Origin of the sequence: Trichlorobacter sp. (genome assembly GCF_030247655.1) — a bacterium.
Classification (GTDB): domain Bacteria; phylum Desulfobacterota; class Desulfuromonadia; order Geobacterales; family Pseudopelobacteraceae; genus Trichlorobacter.
Genome location: NZ_JAOTRZ010000282.1, coordinates 1 through 3238 on the forward strand (window position 1 = coordinate 1; position 3238 = coordinate 3238).

Genomic DNA, 3238 nt, shown 5'->3' on the forward strand with positions numbered 1-3238 from the left:
ATAAATTGATCTATACCAGCTCACCCAGCGTGGTGTTTGATGGCAACGATGTTGAGGGGGGGGATGAGACGCTGCCCTACCCTGCTCATTTTGAGGCCTTTTATCCCCAGACCAAGGCCCTGGCCGAGCAGTTGGTGCTACAGGCGAACAGTCCGCAGCTTGCAACCGTGTCTCTGCGTCCTCACCTGATCTGGGGGCCGGGTGATAACCATCTGGTGCCACGGATTATTGCCAAGGGGAAGAGCGGCAGATTACGGAGGATCGGCAACCGGCCCTGTCTGGTGGATACGGTCTATGTGGATAATGCTGCCAGGGCGCACCTGCAGGCAGCCGACCGGCTGGAGCCGGGCAGACCTGTGGCTGGCAAGGCATATTTTATCAGCAACGGGGAACCGATTCCCTTGTGGGAGATGGTCAACCTGATCCTTGAAGCAGGCGGTGTTGCACCGGTTACCAAATCCATTTCACCGGAGGCAGCCTATGCAGTGGGAGCCATCTGTGAAAAGCTATGGGGATGGTTCAGGTTATCTGGTGAACCACCCATGACCCGTTTTGTGGCAAAAGAGCTGGCCACAGCCCACTGGTTTGATATCTCGGCAGCCCGGCGTGATTTCGGGTATCAGCCTGAGATCACCATTGATCAAGGATTAAAACAGTTACAACAATGGCTTGCTACAATCAGACCGTAACATCCTGAGGTTTCTTCTTCCAATTCAACCAGACCAGCAGTATACCACCCATTAAAAAGAGCGGCAAACTCAACAGTTGTCCCATGGAAAAGAAGTTAAAGTAGAGCCCCAGTTGACTATCCGGTTGCCGGAACAGCTCAACAACGAAGCGGAACAGTCCATACCCACCCAGGAAGGCTGCTATGGCCGTACCTGGTGCCTGAAAACGACGTGCCAGAAAACGGACCAGAAAAAACAGCACAACCCCTTCAAGCAGCGCTTCATAGAGCTGAGATGGGTGCCGGGGCAATGGCCCGCCATCAGGAAAGATCATCCCCCAGGGCATGGTTGTGGGACGACCAAACAGCTCGCCATTGATAAAGTTACCGATCCGTCCTAAACCAAGCCCAACCGGCGTTGCAAGGGCAACCAGATCAGCCAGTTGCAGATAGGGCAACTGAAAACGACGGGCATACCAGAGCCCTGCCACAGCAACCCCCAACAGACCACCATGGAACGACATCCCCCCTTGCCAGATAGCAAAGACCCTCAACGGATGACTCAGATATGAGGCAAGATCATAAAACAGTACGTAGCCCAGACGGCCGCCCAGCACGACTCCAAGGGCAAGGCAGAAAATAAAGTCAGCCACCGCCTCGTTATCCATGCTGAGTTTTCTGCGTCGGGCTTCATTACGGATCAGGAAATAGCTGGCTAAAAAACCGATCACATACATCAGCCCATACCAGCGAAACTGCAACGGACCCAAACGCAGAAAGACGGGATCAATTGCGGGAAAGTTCATAACGGATTACTCCTTGGCTGCGTGAAGCGAAAAGTAAAAAAACGTCCAAAAATAGTAGCTACTATGCTATACAATCAGCTGGAGGGTATCATGAAAGATATATTTTTGTTGCTGATTATTCTGGTTGTCTGGTTTGTGGTTAACAAATACCTGCTCCCCAGAATGGGAGTCCCTACCTGAATGTCGGATAGCTGTACTCCCCCGGTCCGGGAGGAGAAAAAAACCACCGATAACACGAAGCAGCAGTAGAATTCAGCACAGACAAACACAAGGCCGGTTGCTCTCAGCGACCGGCCTTGCTACGTCGTACCGTTGGTTCCTCAAGGGCAATCAGGTAGCCATCAGGATCAAAGCACCACATCTCCTTGACACCATAGGGCTTTTCTTCCAGATGATAGAGAATTTCCATATCCTCTTCAAGAATGGCATCCCTGATCCCTTCAATATCCTGTACTTCAAAGTGCAACGTCAGGCCAACCCCTTTGGGAAACATACCGAAACGATGTTCAAGAATCGGATGGGTCCTGATCACATCGCCTTCTTCAACAAAGATCAGCGAGATCCCTTCCATATCGACAATCAGATGTTCAGGTGCGCCAGGTGCTGAAAAAGAACGACGGATTGGCAGTTCCAGAATACCGGCATAAAAGGCTTCTGTTACCACCAGTTGTGAGACAGCCAACTGGATCGAATGTTGTGAGCGGTGCGCCTTGACCATCTCAGCTTTTCATAAACAGCAGATTGACATAACCGGATAATACTGACAGCCAGTTGGTAAAAATGAGCACACCCACAACAATCAGGAAGAACCCGGTAATAATTTCAAAGAGCCTGATATGTTTTTTAAAACGATTAAAGACCGTAATAAAACGATGCAAAGCCAGTGATGAAAGCAAAAATGGAATCCCCAGCCCGATGGAGTAGAGCAACAGTAGCACAATTCCCTGAGCGACCTTTTCCTCAGTTGCTGCAATCATAAGAATCGAAGCCAGGATTGGACCGATACAGGGGGTCCAGCCAGCCGCAAAGGCCAGGCCGACCAAAAAACTACCCAGGAAACCGGCTGGTTTGTGCTTCAGTGAAACACGCTTCTCACCCAATAGCCATCTAAGCGGCACCAGGCCGGTAACATGAATGCCGAAAACAATAATCAGAACACCGCCAAGCTTGCGAACCAGTTCCATATGCTGCTGCAAAAAAGAGCCGATATAGGTGGCAGAAGCACCAAGTAAAACAAATACAACAGTAAAACCACTGACAAATGCCAGTGAATGCAGCATGGTCTTTTTGCGTACGACATGGCTGGGATGCTCAGCATCCAGGTCACTGAAAGACAAACCGGTAATGTAGGTGATGTACGATGGGATCAGTGGAAGCACGCAGGGGGACAGGAAGGAAAGCAGACCTGCCACAAAGGCACCGATATAGCTGATATGTTGAATTTCCATAAGGTTAGTATCTTTTTACTTCATTAGTCCTTCAAGAAAGGCGATTACTTCAGGGCTGTTCCAATCCTTGCCACCGATTACCTTCTCTACAATGACACCATTTTTATCAATCACAAAGGTCTCAGGGACACCGGTAATACCATAGGTCTTGGCAACCTGACCGCTTGGATCAGTGTAAGCAGGCAATGAAGAACCGGAATTTTTAAAAAACTCCTCCACCGCCTTTTTACCACCTTCATCAACCGAAACACAGACCATTTGAAACGGCTTGCCTGCCATAAACGTGTTCAACTTCATCATGGAAGGGATCTCTTCAC

5 protein-coding genes are annotated in these 3238 nt (G+C 49.8%); 1 reads left to right on the plus strand and 4 read right to left on the minus strand.

What is annotated here, in order from left to right; translation table 11 throughout:
- On the plus strand, positions 1 to 689 hold a 689-nt coding region (locus OEL57_RS15615), incomplete at its 5' end, for an NAD-dependent epimerase/dehydratase family protein (RefSeq protein WP_300741744.1).
- Here the strand turns inward: OEL57_RS15615 and lgt are convergent.
- The 4 genes from lgt to OEL57_RS15635 form a co-directional block, all read right to left on the minus strand.
- On the minus strand, positions 679 to 1473 hold the full coding sequence (gene lgt / locus OEL57_RS15620; RefSeq protein WP_300741745.1) for a prolipoprotein diacylglyceryl transferase: 795 nt from the start codon (positions 1471 to 1473) through the stop codon (positions 679 to 681). The two genes, OEL57_RS15615 and lgt, sit on opposite strands and share 11 nt — an antisense overlap.
- 283 nt (positions 1474 to 1756) lie before the next feature.
- Positions 1757 to 2191 (minus strand): VOC family protein, encoded by a 435-nt coding sequence (locus OEL57_RS15625; RefSeq protein WP_078790789.1) that lies wholly within the window; start codon positions 2189 to 2191, stop codon positions 1757 to 1759.
- A 1-nt stretch (position 2192) separates the two neighbouring features.
- The gene (locus OEL57_RS15630) at positions 2193 to 2921 is read right to left on the minus strand and encodes a cytochrome c biogenesis CcdA family protein (protein ID WP_300741746.1); all 729 of its coding nucleotides are present in this window, start codon (positions 2919 to 2921) and stop codon (positions 2193 to 2195) included.
- Between the two features lie 15 nt (positions 2922 to 2936).
- Positions 2937 to 3238, minus strand: a 302-nt coding sequence (locus tag OEL57_RS15635) for a TlpA disulfide reductase family protein (RefSeq protein ID WP_300741747.1), incomplete at its 5' end; no start/stop codon positions are given.